This is a genomic window from Mycetocola sp. BIGb0189 (genome assembly GCF_024810155.1).
Taxonomy (GTDB): domain Bacteria; phylum Actinomycetota; class Actinomycetes; order Actinomycetales; family Microbacteriaceae; genus Mycetocola; species Mycetocola lacteus.
In genome coordinates this window covers 311,563-331,643 of record NZ_JANUED010000001.1, presented here as the reverse complement: position 1 = coordinate 331,643, position 20,081 = coordinate 311,563, and the positions used below count along the sequence as shown (strand labels likewise).

At 64.6% G+C, this 20,081-nt stretch carries 18 protein-coding genes and 1 tRNA gene; 5 read left to right on the top strand and 14 right to left on the bottom strand.

The window, feature by feature from the left end; all coding sequences use genetic code 11:
* Positions 1-24 precede the first annotated feature (24 nt).
* From M2390_RS01470 to M2390_RS01455, 4 genes are all read left to right on the top strand, one after another.
* A complete protein-coding gene (locus M2390_RS01470; protein ID WP_259176519.1) occupies positions 25-792 on the top strand; it encodes a replication-relaxation family protein in 768 nt (255 codons plus the stop codon).
* 94 nt (positions 793-886) lie between these two features.
* Complete coding sequence (locus tag M2390_RS01465; RefSeq protein ID WP_259176517.1) at positions 887-1,252, top strand: hypothetical protein; 366 nt, start codon at positions 887-889, stop codon at positions 1,250-1,252.
* Between the two features lie 161 nt (positions 1,253-1,413).
* On the top strand, positions 1,414-2,334 hold the full coding sequence (locus M2390_RS01460; RefSeq protein ID WP_259176515.1) for a hypothetical protein: 921 nt from the start codon (positions 1,414-1,416) through the stop codon (positions 2,332-2,334).
* 106 nt (positions 2,335-2,440) lie between these two features.
* Positions 2,441-4,207 (top strand): recombinase family protein, encoded by a 1,767-nt coding sequence (locus tag M2390_RS01455; protein ID WP_259176514.1) that lies wholly within the window; start codon positions 2,441-2,443, stop codon positions 4,205-4,207.
* Here M2390_RS01455 and M2390_RS01450 read toward each other — a convergent pair.
* From M2390_RS01450 to M2390_RS01425, 6 genes are all read right to left on the bottom strand, one after another.
* Positions 4,170-4,246: transfer RNA gene (locus M2390_RS01450), tRNA-Pro, on the bottom strand. The genes M2390_RS01455 and M2390_RS01450 overlap by 38 nt on opposite strands.
* A gap of 107 nt (positions 4,247-4,353) precedes the next feature.
* Positions 4,354-5,196, bottom strand: a complete 843-nt coding sequence (locus tag M2390_RS01445) for a nucleoside/nucleotide kinase family protein (RefSeq protein WP_310503955.1) — start codon at positions 5,194-5,196, stop codon at positions 4,354-4,356.
* 277 nt (positions 5,197-5,473) lie between these two features.
* Positions 5,474-6,454 carry an acetylxylan esterase gene (locus tag M2390_RS01440; protein WP_259176513.1) on the bottom strand — a complete coding sequence of 327 codons (981 nt, stop codon included), beginning with the start codon at positions 6,452-6,454 and terminating at the stop codon, positions 5,474-5,476.
* Positions 6,455-6,548: 94 nt separating this feature from the next.
* The gene (locus tag M2390_RS01435) at positions 6,549-7,328 is read right to left on the bottom strand and encodes an SGNH/GDSL hydrolase family protein (RefSeq protein WP_259176512.1); all 780 of its coding nucleotides are present in this window, start codon (positions 7,326-7,328) and stop codon (positions 6,549-6,551) included.
* A gap of 120 nt (positions 7,329-7,448) precedes the next feature.
* A complete protein-coding gene (locus tag M2390_RS01430) occupies positions 7,449-8,240 on the bottom strand; it encodes an SGNH/GDSL hydrolase family protein (RefSeq protein WP_259176511.1) in 792 nt (263 codons plus the stop codon).
* A gap of 75 nt (positions 8,241-8,315) precedes the next feature.
* Positions 8,316-9,215 carry an NUDIX domain-containing protein gene (locus M2390_RS01425; protein WP_259176510.1) on the bottom strand — a complete coding sequence of 300 codons (900 nt, stop codon included), beginning with the start codon at positions 9,213-9,215 and terminating at the stop codon, positions 8,316-8,318.
* Positions 9,216-9,544: 329 nt separating this feature from the next.
* Between M2390_RS01425 and M2390_RS01420 the strand changes: the two genes are divergently transcribed.
* Positions 9,545-10,720 carry an esterase family protein gene (locus M2390_RS01420; RefSeq protein WP_259176509.1) on the top strand — a complete coding sequence of 392 codons (1,176 nt, stop codon included), beginning with the start codon at positions 9,545-9,547 and terminating at the stop codon, positions 10,718-10,720.
* 77 nt (positions 10,721-10,797) lie between these two features.
* Here M2390_RS01420 and M2390_RS01415 read toward each other — a convergent pair whose 3' ends face one another.
* The 8 genes from M2390_RS01415 to M2390_RS01380 all read right to left on the bottom strand — a co-directional run bounded on the left by M2390_RS01415 (position 10,798) and on the right by M2390_RS01380 (position 20,051).
* Entirely contained in the window at positions 10,798-12,012 is a 1,215-nt protein-coding gene (locus M2390_RS01415) for a hypothetical protein (RefSeq protein WP_259176507.1), read from the bottom strand.
* A gap of 179 nt (positions 12,013-12,191) precedes the next feature.
* Complete coding sequence (locus M2390_RS01410) at positions 12,192-12,818, bottom strand: DUF1444 family protein (RefSeq protein ID WP_259176506.1); 627 nt, start codon at positions 12,816-12,818, stop codon at positions 12,192-12,194.
* A gap of 218 nt (positions 12,819-13,036) precedes the next feature.
* Positions 13,037-15,565 carry a phenylalanine--tRNA ligase subunit beta gene (gene pheT, locus M2390_RS01405; RefSeq protein WP_259176505.1) on the bottom strand — a complete coding sequence of 843 codons (2,529 nt, stop codon included), beginning with the start codon at positions 15,563-15,565 and terminating at the stop codon, positions 13,037-13,039.
* A 2-nt stretch (positions 15,566-15,567) separates the two neighbouring features.
* Positions 15,568-16,608: a phenylalanine--tRNA ligase subunit alpha gene (pheS, locus tag M2390_RS01400; RefSeq protein WP_259176503.1), complete on the bottom strand. Its 1,041-nt coding sequence runs from the start codon at positions 16,606-16,608 to the stop codon at positions 15,568-15,570.
* 106 nt (positions 16,609-16,714) lie between these two features.
* A complete protein-coding gene (locus tag M2390_RS01395) occupies positions 16,715-17,638 on the bottom strand; it encodes an amino acid ABC transporter permease (RefSeq protein ID WP_259176502.1) in 924 nt (307 codons plus the stop codon).
* The gene (locus M2390_RS01390; protein ID WP_121688214.1) at positions 17,635-18,282 is read right to left on the bottom strand and encodes an amino acid ABC transporter permease; all 648 of its coding nucleotides are present in this window, start codon (positions 18,280-18,282) and stop codon (positions 17,635-17,637) included. Before M2390_RS01390 ends, M2390_RS01395 begins: the two co-directional genes overlap by 4 nt.
* 73 nt (positions 18,283-18,355) lie before the next feature.
* A complete protein-coding gene (locus M2390_RS01385; protein ID WP_259176501.1) occupies positions 18,356-19,240 on the bottom strand; it encodes a glutamate ABC transporter substrate-binding protein in 885 nt (294 codons plus the stop codon).
* 22 nt (positions 19,241-19,262) lie between these two features.
* Positions 19,263-20,051 (bottom strand): amino acid ABC transporter ATP-binding protein, encoded by a 789-nt coding sequence (locus M2390_RS01380; RefSeq protein WP_259176500.1) that lies wholly within the window; start codon positions 20,049-20,051, stop codon positions 19,263-19,265.
* Positions 20,052-20,081 lie beyond the last annotated feature (30 nt).

Genomic DNA, 20,081 nt, shown 5'->3' with positions numbered 1-20,081 from the left:
CACGGCGGCTGCAGGGGGCACCCAATGAGTGCTGACTTGCAACCGATCCACATGCAGCTGTTGCAGTTACTCCAGGACCACCGTTTCGCGACGAGCCACCAACTCGTCAGACTCACCCAGCATCTATATGGGAACCGCCGGTCGGCGATTCGGCAGACGAGCCGCCACCTGAGCGAACTCCACCGGCAACAGTATGTAGTGCGGCTCGAGCGTCGTATCGGCGGCTGGCAGGGCGGCTCCGCGGTCTCTATCTGGACGCTCTCGACCAAAGGGATCCGCCATCTGAACGGGACTGCCCGGCGGATACGTCCGCATCATCACTCGACCACGTTTCTGCAGCACCATCTCGCGATCACCGAAACCAGGGTCGTGCTCCATGAAGCTGCCCGCCAGTATCAGCGCGAACTCGAGGTACAGCTCGAACCAGACTGCTGGAGACACTTCCTCAGCAACCACGGAACGAAAACCATCCTCAAGCCCGACCTCGCCGTTACTGTCACCAGCAGCGACTACGTCGACCGGTACTTCATCGAGGTAGACCGCGCCACCGAGAACCCTGCCCGTGTGATCCGCAAGTGCTTGCACTACGAGCACTACCGCCGCAGCGGCACCGAGCAAGAACTTCACGGCGTGTACCCGGCAGTGGTGTGGATCGTGCCCCATCAGGAGCGCAAGAGCAAGCTACTCCGCGCGCTCGACACAGAGCCGAAGCTCCCGAGGCATCTCTTCACAGTGATCACCCCCAACGAGTTGTCTGCGCTAATCCGTGACGGCCCACCCACTGCCGCGTAGCCCTTTCTAGACCGGGGTGCTCTGAAGCACTGCGCAAGCAGCACCTTGAGGTGCCGGACACAAAACTACTCGCATTGAAAGGAGGGAACCCCTCATGAAGGATCAGTTGGAACACGAGCGGGAAAACACTGCCCGTATCAGCGTCGCAGCCGTAGAAGTTCTGCAGCTGTATATGCAAGGCCCCGGCTGGGCGGAAGCGTACGCGCGCATCACCGATCGCTACAAGCAAGCCTTCATGGCCTTCTTGCTGCTCCCCGGTCTCGCGAGAACGTCAGCCAAGAACGTGGTCACCACATTCGAGGCGGGGCACTCGGTGAAAGGGGGAACTGTGAGGAAGCCACCCAGCGACTCATGTCGCAATTTGGGTGGACGCAAGCGCTCGAAGCTCCCGGGGCGGAGTACAACATTGATGAGCCTCTGGACTGGGACGAGGAACGTCTCCGGCAAGTTCTCGAACTGAAATACGCATTCGCCCACGTCGAACACTGTGTGCACGTGTTCGATCTCGGCGTCATTCGTGACCAGCAAGAGAGCTAGCACAACCCGCGGGGCGAACCACCAGCACTCCTGCGGTTCGCCCCGCACCCAATCATTTTCACCTCATCGAAAGGAGGAACCAACATGAACGAGAAACAACCATTTCCACAGTCCCAAGAGCTTCAAGAACACCAACGACTTCACGCAGGGCTTGTGCCAGAGGCAGCACCCAGGAGAGAACCCACATCCTCCATGGAGGAGCACGCGGCGTACCCGGCCCCTGAGCGCGTCACCCCTGATTGGCGCAGGCTCGACGTCGCCGTGAATAGGTGGGGCGACCGCATCGCCGCGGGCCTCAGCTATGCCGCCGAAAACGACACCCAGATTGGGCGTGAAACCGCCCGCACTATCGCTCACGTACTTGGACGCGCCTTTGGGCGTATGAGCGCACTGGCGGGCTACGGTCGCACCGGTGAGGGCGAATACGAGCAGCTCCGCGACGAATACCTAGCCCTCGCCCAAGGCACCGAGACCGGGTGGGTGAAAGAGCTCGTCGACACCTACGGCTCCTACCTGGTCCGTGAGAAGTATCCAGATGTGCAGACTACGACCTACATGCGGCAAGACCATGCGAAGCTCGAGCACCTCCTCGTGCCAACTGAGGTCGAGCTCGATGAGCAGAAGTACCTGGTGCATGTGCCAGGTATCTATGGCAGAGAAACGATCGAAGATCTCACGACCACGCTCGCAGAACTCCAGATTGATCAAGACGCTGCCCTGCGCGCCTACCTGTCGCTGCCGGATGTGAGCGCGGTCACCGGCGACGTCATGGTGGACTTCCACAGCCACTTCATCGGCACCTATCCGTCACTCGAAGACGCGATCTATGAACTCTCCGGAGTGGAAGATCGCATCGAAGAAGTGCACGAGTACGCGGCAGAACGGCACTTGATCTTTGACAACATCAGCCCCGACTATGAGGCCCTCGCCGAGACGATGGAGGCAGGGTTCGACATTGTCGAGGACGACACCGGGAAGCGTAGAGTCTATGCCTTCTACAAATAACCAACCCACCCCTGATGGCATTGAGGTGACTGTGGAAAACCCCGTGATTCCACCGAAGAATGGACTGGACTCTCCTGCCGAAAGAAGCGTCAATGGAGACATGAGTATGACCACATTCAACCCAGGCCCAGCCGCCGCTGCGCCGCCCGCGGCGGCTGACCCGGTTGCCGCGTTCACCGAGAGCTTCGCACCCAAACGAGCAGTCTCTTACCTCCGCGTCTCCACTCGAGAACAAGCTGAACGCGGCGGGCGAGAAGAAGGGTTCTCGATCCCGGCGCAACGTGACGCGAATAAAAAGAAGGCCACCTCGATGGGCGCGATGGTCGTCAAGGAATTTGTTGAGCGCGGAGTCTCTGGTACCTCCACGAACCGGCCTGCTCTCCAGGCGATGCTGCGATACCTCGAAGAAGAACAGGCAACGATCGACTACGTGATTGTGCATAAGGTAGACCGTCTCGCCCGAAACCGCGCCGACGACGTTACCTTGAATGCTCGCTTCGATGAACTCGGCATCCGCCTCGTTTCCACCAGCGAGAACATCGATCAGACCCCGGGCGGCATCCTGCTCCACGGCATCATGTCCTCGATTGCCGAGTTCTATTCGAAGAACCTCTCGAACGAGGTGAAGAAGGGGATGACCGAGAAAGTGCGGTCGGGTGGCAGCGTCGGACGCGCACCGATCGGCTACCTGAACGTGCGCCATATCGATGACGGCCGCGAGGTGCGCACCGTAGAGGTCGACCTGAAGCGTGCGCCGCTCGTGACCTGGGCATTCAAAACCTACGCCACCGGTGACTGGAGCGTGCGCTCGCTCACGGATGAACTCATCAAGCGGGGCCTGACGATGGCCAAAACCACGAAGCTCCCGGAGAAGCCGGTCGAGACGCGCCAGGTGCACCAGATCCTCACGAACCCGTACTACCTCGGCATCGTCAGCTATAAAGGTGCGCAATACCCCGGGAACCACGAGCCGCTGATCGATCAAGAGACCTTCCAGAAGGTGCGAGGAATCTTGAAGAGCAAAATCAACGGCGAGCGCACCATCACCCACGGTCACTATTTGAAGTCAACGCTCTACTGTGGGGAGTGCGGAATGCGAATGATCGTGCAGGTCGCCAAGCCCCGCACCGAGGAAGAGTACCCGTACTACTCCTGCCTGGGGCGTCATTCAAAACGCAACGACTGCATGCTCAGATCGATCAACTTCTACAAGGCCGAAGACCTCATCCAGGAGATGTACGACCGTCTCGCATTGCGGGCAAAGTACGCAGATAATCTGCGAGAAGTCGTCGCTGAGCAGCTGCGCCTTCTGAAGAACGACACCGCGGTTCAAGCGGAGGCGCTGAACTCGCAGAAGCTCGAGATTGAGCGGCGGCAGCGGAAACTTCTTGAGGCGCACTACAACGATGCCATCCCGCTCGACATGCTCGCCACTGAACAGAAACGCCTCGATGTGGAACTCGTGCGGGTGAAGAAAGAACTCGACGCACTCACCGCAGACCTCGGCGATGCCGCCCGCTACGTCGACATGGCAATCGATCTCGCCCAGCAATGCGCCGACGCATACCGGCAAGCCCCAGACCATCACCGGCGCATGTTCAACCAGCTACTCTTCGAGCGGATCGAGGTGTACATGGACGAGAACGACGAGCATCAGGTTCGAGCGATACTTGCGCCGCCATTCGACGAACTCTTCAGCTCGACACTCAAGCAGATCGTGAGCCAAATGCAGAAGGACCAAAGGGTCGAAGAAAAAGAAAACCCCGCCATTTCTGGCGGGGTTATCCCCGTAGATTTCTCGATTTCTCATGCTCTTGTTTCTAATAAGAGCACAATGGTCGGGCTGACAGGATTTGAACCTGCGACCCCTTGACCCCCAGTCAAGTGCGCTACCAAGCTGCGCCACAGCCCGTTGTCGTTTCCGGCAACTCATTTATAGTAGCGCGAAACGGGGGTGAAAGAGAAAACGGGTGACGGGGTGCGCGTGTCGCCGGGGCGGAGCGGCGTGCGGGGAGCCGTTTAGTCCTGCACCGGCGTGACGATCAGGTCCGCGTTGACCGCGGAGGCCTCGATCAGGCGGGCGTTGGCCTCGTCGCTGCGGAAGACCCATTCGCGGGCATGCTCGGGGGATTTGCCGTGGGCTTCGTGGCGGGCGACCAGGCGTTCGGTGCGGAGGCCAGTGGGGATCTCCACGTACCAGGCGGCGTCAAGGAACTCGCGTGCCGGTGCCCACTCGGGATCGTCCAGCAGCAGGTAGTTACCCTCCACGATCAGCAGGGGCGTGACCGGAGATACGGCGAGCGCCGCCGCCACCGGCTCGTGCAGGTCGCGGTCATAGCTCGGAACGTACACCGTCTCCCGTGCCTCCTGCAGGCGGCCCAGCAGGGCCACGAAGCCCGCGGCATCAAACGTGTCCGGGGCACCCTTGCGATCGGTGCGGCCGAGGTTGGCGAGCACGGCGCGGGAGAGGTGATAGCCGTCCATCGGGACCAGCGTCGCCTCCTCCCCCAGCTCGGCGACGATGCGCGCGGCCAGGGTCGACTTTCCAGCCCCCGGCGCACCGGCCATTCCCAGCAGGCGGCGCTCCCCCGGGACGATCAGCGCACGGGCGCGCTCGACCAGCTCATCCAGGCTCGCCTCGATTCGCTCGGGATCACGCCCGGGGCCGGGCTCGGCCACGGAACCCGCCTCACTTGCAGTCACAGCCCCGGCACCATCCGAGGTTCGAACCTCACCCACACGGGCTTCGGCGCCGTTCGACTCGGTGACCACAGCACCGGCAGTCGTAGCCTCGCCGGTCGCCGCGGACCGCTGCTCCGCGCCATCCCGCACCACGATTCGCTCCATGCTCTCTGCACCCACCGGTTACTCCCCGTCGCCGTTACAACCCGGCCGGCCACGCGCGGGCCGGCGGCATCCGCACTGCAGGCGGTACCGTTGCCCCATGCTAGTCCGATCGGGGAGGCCGCGAATCGGCGTGTGCACGGATTGCAAAAGTGTGCGGCCGGGCCCACTGGACCCGGCCGCACACTGCGTTTATAACCGATACCGCGGCGAATACGTCGCGGGCAGAGGCGAACTCACCTCGACCACCGGTAGCCCGGCAAACGAGTTCGCGCGCCGTCAGATCACCAAACGGCTACTCCCCCGCGAACACCTCGTCCAGGAAGCCGATTGCCGCGCGCGAGGTCAGCGTCTGGCCGCCCTCATGCGAGTTGAACTCCCACTCGATGATCCGCTTCTGGCCCGCATAGCGGTTGTAGGCCGCGTAGACGGTCGAGGGCAGGCAGATCGGGTCCATCAGCGAAACCGTTACCAGCGCCGGGGCGCTTGCGCGGCCCACCAGGTTCGAGACGTCAAAGTAGGACAGCACCCCGAACACCTCGGCCGCGTCGCCGCGGTGGATGGCCAGGTACTCGCCGATCTCCCGATACGGCTTCTGTGTGGCCGCGCGTACCGAGCGCGGGAAGTCGGACAGGAACGGCTCCTGGGCGATCACCGCGGCCACATCCGACCGCAGCCCCGACACGGCAAGCGCGAGCCCACCACCCTGGCTGTGACCCTGCACCGCGATCCGTGAGGAGTCGATTGCCGCCACGCCTCGCGCCACATCCACCGCGCGCACCGCGTCGGTGATCAGGCGGCGATAGTAGTAGTTATCCGGGTCGTCGATGCCGCGGGTCATGTGTCCCGGGACGGTCGGACCCTGGGTCGCGATGTCGCCGGTGTCGCCGCGGCTCCAGGCCGAGCCCTGTCCGCGGGTGTCCATGTGCAGGTGGGCGAAGCCCGAGCTGGCCCAGAGCAGGTCGTCCTCGGGTTCACCGCGACCTCCGCCGTACCCGACATAGGTCACCACGGCCGCCAGGTCTCCGGCGGCATCCAGGTCGGTTCCCGCGGGAACTCGCAGCCAGGCCCGCACCTCCTGACCGTCAAAACCGGCGAAGGTCACGTCATAGACGTCGACCAGGCGTAGCCGCTCGGCCACGCGGACAAACCGGGCGTTCAGCGGATGCGCCGCCGCCTGATCAAGCGTCCGGGTCCAGAAGGACTCCAGATCCTCGGGCGCGGTGGCAACCCCCTGGTACCCGCGTACCCACTCGATATCCGGTTCAACCAGCATTCGTTCCTCGTTTCATCTGGGGATTCCTCGCCGATCGTACCGGGGAGAGTCGATCGGCTGCCATGTCCCGCGTCACAGTGCGAGACATGGAAAACTACGACGCCTGGACGATGGGATCCGGAATGATCACCGGCGCCAGGGTCGCAAACTTGGGTGGACGCCCATCCCCCGAGCTGCGACCGGTGAGTCGGCGTCCAATCCACGGCAGCACGTGCTCGCGATAGTAGGCCCGGTCACGCCCCCGCGCCCCGGTATCCGGCAGCGCCGCTGTCTCGGACACGGCCCACTCGGCCGGCACCGGGACGCCCAGCGTGGTCAACACGTTGGCGGCCACGCGGATGTGACCGATCGTGTTCAGGTGCAGGTTATCTGCCGACCAGAATCGTCCCTGGGCGAGCACCGCATCCGACCAGTTATCCACGTAGGTCATGCCCGCGGGCAGCCGGTGCAGCACCGCGGCGGCCAGCTCGTCTCCGCGGCCCGATACCAGGCGGCCCATCGGGATATGTCCACTCGGGTTTCCCCCGCTCACCACGACGACCCGGGCACCACCGGATCCCAACCGTTCGGCAGCCTCAACGAGGCGGGCGGCCACCGCGTCGATCGAGACGCGCGGACGCATGATGTCGTTGCCCGCGCCGTTGAAGGTCACCAGCTCGGCCCCCAGCGCGAGCGCCGGTTCCACCTGCTCGGCGATGATCGGTTCCAGCTTCTTCCCGCGGATCGCCAGGTTCGCATAGCGAATGGGAGAACCGGCGTTTCGACCGAGCGCCAGGGCGACCAGATCGGTCCAACCGCGCACGCTGCCGTCGGGCAGCGTATCGCCCATGCCCTCGCTGAAACTATCGCCCACCGCGACATAGCTGGAATACATCAACGCTCCTCCACGACGCCCTCCGAGCCGTCTCAAAAATCCTCTCACAGCCGCCCGCGGAACGCCGCACCAACGGGCAAACTCCTACCGGTGGTCACCCGGTGCCTGTGTCCCGCACCCCTACGACAGCGCCAGCCGAGTGGGCCGTTCGGGCCCGGGAATCTGCACCGTCTCCAGCAGCGGCAGCTTGGCGCTCTTGCCATCCCCGGCGCTCCGCCCGGTCACCCGGCGCACCACCCAGGGCAGCACGTATTCCAGATAGTAGGCCCGGTCGCGCCTGCGCGCACCCCGATCGGGCCAGCGAGCCACCTCATCCACCGCCCACTCCACCGGGACCGGGACGTTCAGCGCCTGGAGCACCGTGGCCGCGACCCGGGTGTGACCCAGGGTGTTCAGATGCAGGTTATCGTCGGCCCAGTAGCGCCCCTCGCTGAGGGCCGGATCGGACCAGTTATCAATCAGGGTCACCCCCTCGGGCACCCGCGAGCGAATCTCCGCCGCCACCGCATGACCCCGCGACGAGAGCAGCGCCCCCAGCGGCAGATGCTGGCCGGGGTTCGGCTGACACACCAGCAGCACGTGGGATCCGGCATCACGCAGTCGTTCGGCCGCGTCGATCATCAGCTTCGCCGTGCGCGCGATTGATACCCGCACCCGCATGATGTCATTGCCGCCGCCGTTCAGGCTCACCAGCTCGGGGCGCATGCGCACGGTGGGCTCCACCTGTTCGGTGAGGATGCCGTTCACCTTCTTGCCGCGGATCGCCAGGTTCGCATAGCGAATCGGGGCACCCGAAGCCTGTCCAAGACCCAGGGCAACCAGGTCTGCCCAGCCGCGAATCAGCCCGTTCGGCAGCTCATCCCCCATGCCCTCGGTAAAGGAATCACCCAGCGCAACATAGCTACCAAACATGCGAGATTATCCTCTCCCAGGGGTCGAGACTGTCCGCGATGATCCTCTCATAGGCCGGCCGAAAACCGGCTGAGGCTAGTCCGTGAGTGCGTCGATCCGGTCCCAGAGCCAGCGGGATCCGAGGATGCGGGATCCCTTGGCCTCGACCCGCTCTCGCAGGCCGCGATCGCTGGTGATCGTCCAGACCGTGTGCGGCGGAGTGCGCTGGGCGAGCTCCTTCACCACATGCACAATCGTTTCATCCCCCTCGCCGGGCGCGCGCACCACGGTGAGCTCGGGGACCTGGGCGTCGCGGGTTTCGGCCTCCCGGGCGGCACCCTCCAGGACCACGCGGAAGCGCGGCCACCAGTGGGAGTGACCGAGGCCCAGTGCGTCGGCGGGAATCCCGTCCTCGGCCAGGCGTTCCAGCGCCAGCAGCAGGCGGTCGGCGGCACCGGCGCGATCATTCCACCAGCCATCCGGGCGGGCACCGATCACGTTGGCGGCGTCCACCACGATCGTCTCCGAACGTTCCAGCTCCGCGCGCAGCGCGGGCCAGGACTGTTCAAATCCGGGATGCAGCGGCAGGGTGTCCACCTCGTCCAGTGGAACCCAGCGCAGCTCGAGGCTCTCGGGGTCGGTGATCTCCGGTTCGAACGGAATGATCACGTCCCCAACCACGGTGGTATAGGACCAGAAGCCCAGATCCAGCACCGCACTAAAGCGCGGACGGACGGCGCCGTCGGGCACCCCGGCTTCCTCGGCCGCCTCGCGGAACGCCCCGTCCACGGCGCTTTCCCCGCGATGACGCGCGCCCCCGGGCAGCGCCCAGGTGCCGCCAAAGTGGCTCCATTCGACGCGGTGCTGGAGGAGGACTCCGCGGACGCGGTCGAAGGCCAGCAGGCCGGAGGCGCCGTAGGTTCCCCAGAATTGACGGCCATCGGGCGCATAGACCCAGGCGTCGCCGCTGTCGGAGGGATCGGGATGAGAGTTCACTGGACCGGACACCCCTCCAGCTTGTCACGTTGACCGATGGTATGCATCCCCGATTTCCCCACATGACGGCGGGGTTTTCCCCACCGTGACCGGCTCGATTCGTCACGGCTCGCCGAGGAACAGCCGATGAATTCCTGATAAACACCCTCGAATTCAAACAGCGGCCCGCAAGAATCCGCCATCGACGGGAAATATCAGCCTCTAAGACGATTCCCCCTCCCCCGCTGGGACCTAAAATCAAGGCTGACGTATACACAGCACTTTGCCGGTTGTCGCCGGCAGCGGCGGTTCCGTTCCCCGGAACGAGATCGCGCACCAGGAGGCCCCACATGAATCCCGACAAACCCATCGACATTCCCCCGTCGCTCGAGAACGGTGCCGCCGGCACCGACCTGCTGGCTACCTACTGGCCGAGCATTATCGGGCTGGCGATCGCGGTGGTCCTGATCGGACTGTGGATCTGGCGCGCCCGCCGCGACCCCGAGCGTCGCACCCGCCGGGTACGTCGTGGGTTCCTCTGGTGGACCCCGATCACGATCGTCCTGGTCGGCACGCTGGCGCTGGGTGTCAACACCTGGGTCGGCTACCTGCCCTCGGTGTCCTCGGTGCAGCGCTGGCTGAGCGATACCCCGCAGCGCCCGGTTGTGGTGTCCAATAAGAAGCCCGTCCAGGGATCCGGAACCACCACGCTGCCCACCTCCGAGCGTCGGGTCACCACCTCCACAACCGGCTACTCGTTCCTGGCGACGATCCCCTCCACCGCCAAGGACGTTCCCAGCTCCGGTGCCTGGGTGTACCTCCCGCCGGACTATGACAAGCCCGGCAACGATCGCCGCTACCCCGTCATCTACGCGATGCACGGATCCCCCGGCAGCGCCGCCGACTGGTTTGCCGGCGGCCGGATCGATGTGACCCTCGAAGAGCTCATGAAGACCGGGCAGTTCCCGCACGCCATCGTGGTTGCCCCCGATCTCAACGCCGGTCCCGAACGCCGCACCACCGAGCCGCTAAACTTCCCCGGCGGCCCGCAGATCGAGGACTACATGGTCAAGGATGTGGTGGGCTGGGCGGACAAGACCCTGCGGACAGAGCCCGAGGCCGATAAGCGCATCATTGCCGGGATGTCCTCGGGTGGGTTCACCTCGCTGGTGTTCGCGCTGCGCCACCCGGACGAATTTGGGTCCGCCATCTCGCTGCTGCCCTACGCCAAGCCGTATTCCAAGGGCATCGTGGGTAACCCCGAGGCCATGCGGATCAACACCCCCACGCACCTGCTGCGTGAGCTGCCTCGCGGCACCCACCAGACCTTCTTTATCGGTCAGGATGACGGGGAGTCCCTGCGCGCGGCCGAGGTCATCAACCGCGACCTGCGCGAGCACGGTCTCACCACCACGCTGCGCACCTACCCGGGCCTCGAACACAACTGGACCGCGGCGCGCACGATGATGCCCTACGGCCTGGTCTGGACCGCCCAGCAGCTGGGTTGGGACAAGCCCAACAGCTAGCAGCTCACAGCTCACGCGGATGGAAAACGGTGCCCGGTACCACCACAGGTGGTGCCGGGCACCGTTTATTCAGGACGTCAGGACGTCCCGACCTTCAACGAGCGGATGATGCCGTTGAATTCGAATCGGTCGGTAGCGGTCATCGGCTTCTCGGAGAAAAACAGGATGTCCCCGATCACCCCGTCTTGCTCAAACCGGTAGGCCAGGCCGCGATCGCCCAAGGTGAACCTGATCTCACGTGTGAATTCGTGCATGTTCTCCGGTTCTTCCGCGGTCATCTCGAGGCCCAGATCCACCCAGGAAAAGCGCTCGGCAACTTCGGGCGTATCGACACCCCGGATCACCACCTCCAGGGTGCGTTTCTGATTCATCGAGGTTTCCCGCACCACGCGGAGCTCCGTGGGCGAGGCGACGCTGCTGATCTCGTTGTCCACCATGTACGTGAAGAGATCCACCCGCGTCTCTCCCACGGTGGCCGAGATATTGGGGATCAGATCGCGGTCGAGCTGGGCCATGGACACCTCACGTCGATCCTGACGGATGGCGTTATTCACCCCGATCACCGCGGTCACGACCCCGATCAACACCGCGATCGCCACCACCGGCCACACCCATCGCCGCCACCCGGTCTTCTGCGCCGGCAAACCGATAAGACCCGTGGGAAAGCTCAGCATCGGGCGGGGCGCTCGCGCACCCCCGTATGCACGTCGAAAGGTCTCGGAGAACCCGGCAAAGTCCGAGGGGTCTTCCTCCTGGTTGAACCCGGTCGCCGAATCGGGAAGGTGGTGATTTGCCTGCACGATGACATCATCCACAAAGTCCGCGGCCCCCTCCCGGGCAATACATTCGCTCCAGGCCTCGAGGGTGTCAAAAAAAGTTGCGGTATCGGGAAAGAACGCCGACGCCTCCCCCAGAAAAACGCGCAGCACCTCGTTACCACCCGTGTACTTGGTGTCCAGGTAGTCCACAAAGTCCTGGGCCAGGGCCCGATGCCGGGGGAGGTTCTGGCGCACAAAATCCAGTAGCCGAGGTGCGCTACGCTCAAATTGCTGCCGGCTGATCGCAAAGTCCAGGCGGGCTTCCCACTCAATTTCTAACCGGTCAAACCGGTCATCAGCCGACATCCCGCGGGCCGCCAACTCGGCATCACGGCGATCATAGGCTTCCCATTCGACTCGAACATCGCGCACGGTCTGCGGGTCAAGCAACCCCACCCAAAACATGGGAACCGTGTCTTCGGCTCGAAAAATCATCCGATCGGATCCATCGATCAGATAGTTCTGCGTGGGCATACCCGTCCTCCCCTGTCGGTTATTCGACCCTAGCGAATGCGCGGGATGATCGAGGGAACGGGACGGTCAGCATAGTCGTCGAGGTTGGCGGAGAAATAGTCCATCCTGTCCGCCGCGCGGCTCCGGCTCGAACACCGGGGGCACTCTGCTCGATGCCGTGTGACCCCGGTTCTCCCACGCTAGCGCGCAACCGCCTCCACCCGGCCCTCGCCGCGGGTGAAACGCATGAGTTGACGGCTGTTACGCATCCGGTCCTGCTCATCATAGAGCCGGTGTGTCACCTCGCGCAGCGCGCGCTCGGCGTCCGGGGCACCCGCCTCGATAAAGAGCACGGTGTCACGGCATGGGACCGCGATGAGGAGGTCATCGTCAAGCTCGTCGGCGATACTCTCCCATAGCGAGGTCATCAATAGGGCCGAGGAGGCGAGTTCCCGATCCGCCCGCAGTTCATAGCCGCCGAAACGCTCGGAGGAGATCCGCTGTGCGGTAAATACCCGGCGCAGGTTCTCGGTGGCGAGGGCGTGCAGGTCCTCCAGGGTGATCGCCTCGGGCAGATACTCGGTGAGGACCACGTCCCACCGCTCCCCCTCATCCACCTGATAGAAGACGCCCAGGTCACCGGTGAACCGGCGGTGCGCGCGATACAGCAGTTCCCCGCCGCGCACGGGAATCGGCTCGGCATAGGTGATCGGATGCAGCAGCGGGAAGATCCGCGATCTTGCGGCTTCGAAGAGTTCCTCGCGTGAGCGCCTCTGCTCCGAGGGCGCGGCGACGCTCTTCCTGAAATATGAAAACAGCCCGGCCATGACGACCTCCCGTGGATTGCCCGTGAAGAGAACCCATTCACGCTAACAGCGCTCGGCTTCCCACCGGACCGCACCGTCGCATTTGGAACCGTGCGACGACCACCGCCTACGCCGGATTTGAGACTGCCTGAGAACGCCGCAGGGGCGCCCACCCGATGGATGGACGCCCCTGCGGACCTCGGCGTGGACGAGGGCGCCGAAACGCTCGCCCGAACGCGCTAGTCGCGGATCGCCGCGCCGAAGCGCTCGCCCGCGAGGGCGGCACCGGCCAGCTTGGCCTCGGAGGCCTCGGCCGCGGTGAGCGTGCGGTCGGCAGCGCGGAAGCGCAGCGCGAAGCTCAGCGACTTGTGGCCCTCGGCCAAGCCCTGCCCACGGTAGTCATCAACGAGGCGGATGTGCTCCAGGAGCTCCCCCGCGCCCTCGAGAACCGCCGCCTGCACCTCGGCCGCCGGAACCTCGACCGGAACGGTCAGCGAGAGGTCCTGGGTGGCGGCCATGAAGGTAAAGATCGACTGGGCCTCGACGATGTCGGTGCCGCCGGCAAGGACGGCGTCGAGGTTGATCTCGGCAACCGCCACGGTGCGCGGCAGGTCGGACTCGGCGGCGAAGCTCGGCAGGAGCTCACCGGCGTAACCCACGAGGGTTTCGCCGACGTACAGTGCGGCGGTGCGTCCCGGGTGCAGGATCTGGTGCGATCCCTGCTCGACACGAATCTCCACACCGGCGGCCAGGGCTACCTGACGCACCGCGTCCAGGGCGTCGGCCAGGCCACTCGGCACGGCCTCCTGACCCGGCTGCTTCGGGGTCACGTTACCCACGATGAGCACACCCACGTGGTGCGGCTGCGGCGGGATACCGGCCTTGAGCGCGGCCAGTTCGGCCTCACTCGGACGCACGGTGCCGTTCGGCAGCTCGCCCGCATAGCCCAGCGAGGCTCCGGCCTCGGGACGGAACACCAGACCGGTCTCGTAGATCGAGAGATCCACGAGTCCGCGTGCCAGGTTGCGCTTGGCCACACCGATCAGGCCCGGCAGCACCGAGGTGCGCAGGAACGGCTCGCGCGCATCCAGGGCGTTGGCCAGCTTGATCGCGGGCACGTCGCCGGTCGCAGCATCGGCCGTACCAAACAGGTTGTTGGTCTCGGCGGACACGAACGGGTACGACTGTACCTCGGTGGATCCGGCGGCGGCCAGCGTCTGGGCCACGCGGCGACGCGCACGCTGGGTGCGGGTCAGGCCGCGTCCGGGCGGGGCGACGGGCAGACGCGAGGGGATGCGGTCATACCCGATGATCCGCGCGATTTCCTCGGCGAGGTCGCAGGGGTCGGTGATGTCCGAGCGCCAGGTGGGGCGCACAACGCTCAGGCCGCCCTCCACGACGGTCACCTCGGCGCCGATCTCCTCGAGGGCCGAGGTTTCCTCGGCCACGGTGTACTCGGTGCCGATCAGGCCGCTCACGTAGCCCGCGGGCAGCAGGATGGCCTCGGGGGTCTCATCGGCGGCGATGGTCTGACCGAGCGAGTCGATCGTTCCACCGGCCAGCTCCACCAGCAGCTCGGCCACGCGCGCGGCGGCGGCACGGCCCAGACGCGGGTCAACACCGCGCTCGAAGCGCTTGGATGCCTCGGAGGGCAGCTTGTGACGGCGCGCGGTACGCGCGATGGAAACCGGCGAGAAATGCGCGGCCTCGATCAGCACATCGGTGGTGGTGTCGCTGATCTCGGTGGACGCGCCACCCATCACACCGGCCAGGCCGATGGCCCCGGAGTCATCGGCGATGACGAGGTCTTCGGCATGCAGCTTGCGCTCGGTCCCGTCGAGGGTCACCAGGGTCTCGCCCTTTTCGGCGCGACGCACCACCAGTCCGCCGGCAACCTTGTCCAGGTCGTATCCGTGGATCGGCTGACCCAGCTCGAACATCACATAGTTGGTGATATCCACCAGCAGCGAGATCGAGCGCACACCCGCGAGGGAGAGGCGCGCCACCAGCCACGGCGGGGTCGGACGGGTCGCGTCCACGCCGCGCACCACGCGGGTCGTGAAGGCGTCGGCCCCCACCACACCGCGGATGGGAGCGTCGTCGCGAATCTCGACCGAGAAGCCGGTGGCCTCCAGCGCGGCGGGCGCAAGGGCCGGGTCGCGGAAGGCCGCACCGGTGGCGTGCGAGTACTCGCGGGCCACACCGCGCACCGAGAACGCGTAGCCGCGGTCCGGGGTCACGTTGATCTCCACCGCGGTGTCATCCAGACCCAGCAGCGGCAGGGCCGGGGTGCCCACGGGGGCATCGATGCCGTACTTCGAGAGCACGATGATGCCATCGTGCTCATCGCCGAGACCCAGCTCACGGGCCGAGGCCATCATGCCCTCGGAGACGTGACCGTAGGTCTTGCGCGGAGCAATGACGAAGTTTCCGGGCAGCACGGCACCGGGCAGGGTGACAACTACCTTGTCACCCACGCGGAAGTTGTGGGCACCACAGACGATGCCGTGGATCGCGTCGCCACCATCGGCGGCGATTTCGCCGTCTGCGGCCACGCGCACGCGGCACCAGTTGATGGTTTTACCGTTGGACTGCTCCTCGGGGGTGAACTCCAGCACCTCGCCGACCACGATCGGTCCGGTGAGGTCGAACGTGTGCACGTCCTCCTCTTCCAGACCCACCTTGACCAGGGCCTCCTGGACCGACTCGGGGGTCGCTCCGGGCTCGAGATCTACGTATTCAGCCAGCCAGTTCAGGGGAACCCGCACGACTACACCACCATTCCGAATTGCTGGGAGAAGCGCACGTCGCCCTCCACCATTTCACGCATGTCCTGTACACCGTCACGCAGCATCAGGCCGCGCTCCACACCCATACCGAAGGCGAAACCGGAGTAGATCTCCGGGTCGATTCCGGCCGCACGCAGCACGTTGGGGTGGATCATGCCGCAGCCGCCCCACTCGATCCAGCGTGCGCCGCCCTTGAAGGTGGGGTGCCAGAAGTCGAGCTCGGCGCTGGGCTCGGTGAACGGGAAGAAGCTCGGACGCAGACGGATCCTCGCCTCGTCGCCGAAGACCGACTTCACGAAGTGGTCCAGGGTTCCCCGCAGGTCGGCCATGGTCAGACCCTTGTCCACGGCGAGGCCCTCGAACTGGGTGAACACGGGGGTGTGCGTGGCATCCAGCTCATCGGTGCGGTACACGCGGCCCGGGGCCAGCACGTAGATCGGCACCTCACGGTCGAGCATGGTGCGCACCTGCACCGGCGAGGTGTGGGTACGCATGACCAGGTGAGCCTCGGGGGGCTCCACAAAGAAGGTGTCCTGCATCGCACGCGCGGGGTGGTCGGCGTCAAAGTTCAGCGCGTCAAAGTTAAACCACTCGCTCTCAACCTCGGGGCCCTCGGCAATCTCCCAGCCCATGCCGGTGAAGATGTCCTCCACGCGCTCACGCAGCAGCTCCAGCGGGTGACGAGCACCGGCACGGTAGCGGCTGGGCAGCGCGGTGACATCCACGGTCTCGGCGGCCAGACGGGCGGCATCCTCGGCGGCGACGATGCGCTCCTCGGCTGCGGCATAGGCACCGTTCACTCGCCCGCGGGCCTGGCCCACGAGCTTGCCAAAGGCGGCCTTCTGGTCGTTGGGCACGGAGCGCAGGGCGGCGTTGAGGTTCGCCAGCGGCGAGCCCTCGGCCATGTGGGCCGAACGCGCCTGCTTGAGTGCGGTGGAGTCGGTGGCGGCGGCGATGGCGGCGAGCGCCACATCGACCGCGGCGGCGACGCTTTCTTCGGTAATCAGTTGAGGGTCAGACACAAAAACACATTCTACCCGGGTTCACCCATCTGTCGTGGGCCAGAACGCCGGATCGCCCCGCCCGGATGTGATCCATCCGGGCGGGGCGATCCGCCGAGTGCCGTCGCTATCCGCGTGTGGCCCCCGCCTGCACGGCGGCCGCGGGACCGGGCTCGGTGCCCGGGGCGTCTCCCCCGCCGGGCTTTTCGGGTTCGGCCGTGCCACGCTGCGCGCGATCCGAACGCCGCGCCAACCAGCGGGCAAACGCCGAGAGCAGCAGGTTCATCACCAGGTAGATGACCAGGGTGATGATGAACAGCGTAAACAGGTACTTATTGCCCAGGGCGCTTCCGAGGTTGTTCATCGTGGTACGGATCAGCTCCGGGTAGCCCACGATGAATCCCAGCGAGGTGTCCTTAAGCAGCACCACCAGTTGGGCCACAACAATCGGGAGCATCTGCCGGAAGGCCTGCGGGAACTCGATCCGCATCCGGGTGGCAAAGGGCGTCAACCCGATACTCAGACCGGCCTCACGCTGTCCCTTGGGTAGCGAGGCGATACCGGCTCGCAGTGCCTCACCGATGATCGCACCGTTATAGAGTCCCAGCCCGAGAACCACGGCTAGGTAGGCCCCACTGGAGAACGCCAGCAGGATAAACAGCATCATCAACAGCACCGGCATGCCCCGCAGGAACTCCAGGACAATCGTGGTCGGTATGCGAACCCAGCGACTGCGGGCCGTGCGCAGCAGCGCAAACACCACCCCGAGGATCAGGGCGAGGACCGCTGCCACGAGCGCGGCCTTCAGCGTGTTGAGTACACCACCGCCAACCTGTTCCCATAGGACCGGATTGGTCACCACATCCCAGCGGGATGCGTCCCACACGCCGGGCAGGCTCATGCCACCGGAGATCTGGCGGGGCTGACCGAGGATATACGCGGCCCCGCCAAATCCGCCCAGGACCACCAGGGTCACGATTATCGAGATGATACGCGAACGCCGCTTGGCCTTGGGACCGGGCGCATCAAACAGAACAGAGGATCCACTCATCGCGACACCGCCCACTTCTTTTCCAGATATCCGGCCAGGATGCCCAGCGGAATCGTAATCAACAGGTAGAACGTGGCCACACCCAGCAGGACCGGGATCACCGCGTTTCCGTTGGCGTTGGCCAGTTCCTTTCCGATGGTGACCAGCTCGGCCACAAAGAATCCACCGGCCACCGAGGTGTTCTTGACCAGCGCGATCATCACGTTGATCAGCGGCGGAATGGTCATCCGCACCGCCTGTGGGAGCACCACCCGAGTCACCGTCTGACCAAAGCCCAGCCCGATGCTCCGGGCCGCCTCGGCCTGACCGATCGGCACACCGTTCACGCCGGAGCGCAGCGCCTCGGCCACAAACGGTGAGGTGTAGAGGCTTAGACCGATCATCGCCAGGAACTTATAGTCCAGCCCGAGCCCCAGCTGCGGGGCCACAAACGCGAAGAAAAACAGGATCAGGGTCAGCGGGGTGTTACGCACCAGTTCGGTATAGACGGTCGCGAAGGTGCGCAGCGCACCCACCGGCGAGATCCGCATGATCGCGATGATCGTGCCGATAATCAGTGCCGCGATACCCGCGACCACAAACAGCTGCAGGGTGAGCACAAACCCCGAGAAATATCGATCGAGGTTGTCAAAAATAACGTTCATTCACCGCCTCCTTTCGAGGGGGAGAAACGCGTGTTCTGCGGAGCGTCGGCCCCGCAGAACACGCGTCGGATGACTACTCGGTGATCTTGGGACCATCAACGAAGGGCAGAATCTTGCCCGCGGTCTTTTCCCAGGCCTTCTTATAGGCACCGTCGGAGTAGGACTCCTCCAGGGACTTGTTGATGAAGTCCTTGAACGCGGTGTCCCCCTTCTTCAAACCGATCCCGTAGGGCTCCTGAGTGAAGAGATCACCGGCGAGCTTGAACTCACCCTCGTTCTTTTCCGCGAGTCCGGCGAGGATCACGTTGTCGGTGGAAACCGCCACAACCTTGCCCGAGCGCAGCGGCTCCAGGCAGTTGCTATAGGTATCGGTCAGGACCGGGTCCGCCCCGAGCTTGGCCAGGTTCTCCGCCGGGGTCGAGCCGGTGACCGAACACACGGGCTTGCCCACAATGTCCTTCTCGGACTTGATGTCGTTGTTGTCGGCCTTGACCAGCAGCGACTGTCCGGCAATGTAGTAGGGCCCCGCGAAGTCGATGACTTCCTTGCGCTTATCGTTGATCGTGTAGGTGGCAACCACCATATCGACCTCACCATTTTCGATGAACGGCTCACGGTTTGCCGACACGGCCTCCTTCCACTCGATCTTGTCGGCGGGGATGCCCAGCTGACCGGCGATGATCTTGGCGATTTCGACATCGAAACCTTCCTCGCCGTTCAGTCCCTTCTCCCCGAAGAGCGGCTGATCAAACTTCACCCCGACGGTGATCTTGCCGGCCTTGGCCAGCTTTTCCATCGTGGTCCCGGCCTCGAAGGTGGGGTTCTCCACCACGGTGGGGTTGTCGCCGGATCCGCCCCCGCTACCGCCGGCGTTGCCGCCGTCGGTGCTGGAGCAGGCCGTAAAGAGGAGGGCCGAGGCCGCGGCGAGGGCTACAAGAGATACTTTCGAACGCTTCATGAGTGGCTCCTTTGCTGTGGTGTTACCGGTCGAGAATCTTGGCGAGGAAGTCGCGCGCACGCTCGGATGAGGGGTTGGTGAAGAAGGTTTCGGGGGTTTCGTCCTCGACGATTTCGCCGTCCGCCATGAACAACACGCGGTCGGCGGCCTTGCGGGCGAAGCCCATCTCGTGGGTCACCACGATCATCGTCATGCCCTCCTTGGCGAGTTCGACCATGACGTCGAGGACCTCGTTGATCATTTCCGGGTCGAGCGCCGAGGTGGGCTCGTCCATCAGGATCAGCTTCGGGCTCATTGCCAACGATCGGGCGATCGCGACGCGCTGCTGCTGACCGCCGGAGAGCTGCGCGGGCAGCTTTTTGGCCTGGTTGGCCACACCCACGCGTTCCAGCAGCGTCATTGCCCGCTCGTTCGCCTGTTTGGTGGACATCTTTTTCACCCGAATGGGGCCCAGGGTCACGTTTTCCAGCACGGTTTTATGTGCGAAGAGGTTGAAGGACTGGAACACCATGCCCACGTCCGCGCGGAGCTTAGCCAGGCCCGCACCCTCCTCTGGCAACTGCTTGCCGTCGATCGTGATTGTGCCGCTGTCGATCGTCTCCAACCGGTTGATGGCCCGGCAGAATGTGGACTTACCGGAGCCCGAGGGCCCGATCACGACCACGACCTCACCGCGTGCAACCGACGTGGAGATGTTTTTGAGAACGTGCAGATCGCCGTAGTGCTTGTTGACATCGGAGAGCACCACGAGGGGTTCTCCGCGGCCGACGATCGGAACGCTTGTGGTTTGGGGTATCAACGTTGGTTCCATGCCCTCACGCTAGTCAGTGTGCCCACTCAA

Bases quoted from the DNA above. Each gene is read 5' to 3' on its own strand.
- M2390_RS01440 (WP_259176513.1), bottom strand. From the start codon at position 6,454: ATGCTGGTTGAACCGGATATCGAGTGGGTACGCGGGTACCAGGGGGTT.
- M2390_RS01435 (WP_259176512.1), bottom strand. From the start codon at position 7,328: ATGTATTCCAGCTATGTCGCGGTGGGCGATAGTTTCAGCGAGGGCATG.
- M2390_RS01455 (WP_259176514.1), top strand. From the start codon at position 2,441: ATGACCACATTCAACCCAGGCCCAGCCGCCGCTGCGCCGCCCGCGGCG.
- M2390_RS01410 (WP_259176506.1), bottom strand. From the start codon at position 12,818: ATGGCCGGGCTGTTTTCATATTTCAGGAAGAGCGTCGCCGCGCCCTCG.
- M2390_RS01460 (WP_259176515.1), top strand. From the start codon at position 1,414: ATGAACGAGAAACAACCATTTCCACAGTCCCAAGAGCTTCAAGAACAC.
- M2390_RS01470 (WP_259176519.1), top strand. From the start codon at position 25: ATGAGTGCTGACTTGCAACCGATCCACATGCAGCTGTTGCAGTTACTC.
- M2390_RS01465 (WP_259176517.1), top strand. From the start codon at position 887: ATGAAGGATCAGTTGGAACACGAGCGGGAAAACACTGCCCGTATCAGC.
- M2390_RS01430 (WP_259176511.1), bottom strand. From the start codon at position 8,240: ATGTTTGGTAGCTATGTTGCGCTGGGTGATTCCTTTACCGAGGGCATG.
- M2390_RS01380 (WP_259176500.1), bottom strand. From the start codon at position 20,051: ATGGAACCAACGTTGATACCCCAAACCACAAGCGTTCCGATCGTCGGC.
- M2390_RS01395 (WP_259176502.1), bottom strand. From the start codon at position 17,638: ATGAGTGGATCCTCTGTTCTGTTTGATGCGCCCGGTCCCAAGGCCAAG.
- M2390_RS01390 (WP_121688214.1), bottom strand. From the start codon at position 18,282: ATGAACGTTATTTTTGACAACCTCGATCGATATTTCTCGGGGTTTGTG.
- M2390_RS01415 (WP_259176507.1), bottom strand. From the start codon at position 12,012: ATGCCCACGCAGAACTATCTGATCGATGGATCCGATCGGATGATTTTT.
- M2390_RS01385 (WP_259176501.1), bottom strand. From the start codon at position 19,240: ATGAAGCGTTCGAAAGTATCTCTTGTAGCCCTCGCCGCGGCCTCGGCC.
- M2390_RS01420 (WP_259176509.1), top strand. From the start codon at position 9,545: ATGAATCCCGACAAACCCATCGACATTCCCCCGTCGCTCGAGAACGGT.